1 protein-coding gene is annotated in these 1,054 nt (G+C 61.5%); it reads right to left on the reverse strand.

Annotated elements, in window-relative coordinates:
* Positions 1 to 15 precede the first annotated feature (15 nt).
* A protein-coding gene (locus tag DNX69_RS23850; RefSeq protein ID WP_110788501.1) for an IS630 family transposase occupies positions 16 to 962 on the reverse strand; the annotation gives its coding sequence in 2 pieces (ribosomal slippage) (positions 16 to 621 and positions 624 to 962; 945 coding nt in all).
* Positions 963 to 1,054 lie beyond the last annotated feature (92 nt).

A 1,054-nucleotide genomic window follows, 5' to 3' on the forward strand; every position in this document is an offset into this window, starting at 1 on the left:
TAGAGCGGGATGATTTTACGTTTGATCGTAGCCAGCATTGGTGAAGTAGTTTGAGCATTCGGTTGGTGGAGTGGCTTTAAGGATCTCGCCGATCGCTGCCGAGACGGCGTCTGCGGTCCTCTGTGCGGCTTTGCGGAGCCAATGCTTGAGCTTTGCGAAGAACTGCTCGATCGGGTTCAGGTCGGGGGAGTATTTCGGCAGGAACAGCAGCCGGGCGCCGGCGGCACGGATGGCGGTGCGTACGGGGTGTCCCTTGTGCGAACCGAGATTGTCCATGATGACGATGTCGCCCGGCCGGAGTGTTGGGACGAGAATGCTCTCGACGTAGAGGCGGAAGCTTTCGCCGTTGATCGGCCCCTCAAGTAGCCATGGCGCGGTGACGCCGTCGCAGCGTAGGGCGGCCAGAAAGGTCAACGTCTGCCAGTGAGCGTGCGGTACGCTGGCCTTGAGCCGCTGTCCGCGCGGCGCCCATCCCCGCAGTGGCGCCATGTTGGTCTTGGTCCAGGTCTCGTCGATGAAGACCAGTCGGCCAGGATCGATCCGACCGCGATATTTGCACCATTGCGTGCGACGCCGGGCAACGTCCGGACGGCTTTGCTCCGCGGCGATCAGCGTCTTTTTTTGTGACTGAGCTTGGCGCGGTGGACGAACTCCCACACCGACCGATAATCCACCTTCAAGCCGCGCTCGCCAAGCTCGGCGACCAGGCCGCGCAGCGTGAAGTCCGCTTCACGGCACCGCCGCAGCAGCCAATCTTCATGGGCGCCCGCGATCTTGCGCGGCTTGTAGCCGCCGATCTTGTCCGGCTCCACGCTGCCGGTCCGGCGGAACCGCTGAACCCACAGAATGGCCGTACTGATCCCGACTCCAAATTGCGCCGCCGCCTGATGGCACGACAGGCCACCTTCGATCACCGCCCCAACAACCCGCTCACGCAAATCAGTCGAATAGGCTCGTCCCATCCATGCTGACCTCCTCCAGCCAGCATGTTGAATCAGAACAATTCCGATTTGGGAATCCAAAATCGATTCAGCCTGAAATCATCCTGCTCTAG

The sequence above is a fragment of the Rhodopseudomonas palustris genome, from assembly GCF_003226555.1.
In the GTDB taxonomy this organism is placed as follows: Bacteria; Pseudomonadota; Alphaproteobacteria; order Rhizobiales; family Xanthobacteraceae; genus Rhodopseudomonas; species Rhodopseudomonas palustris_I.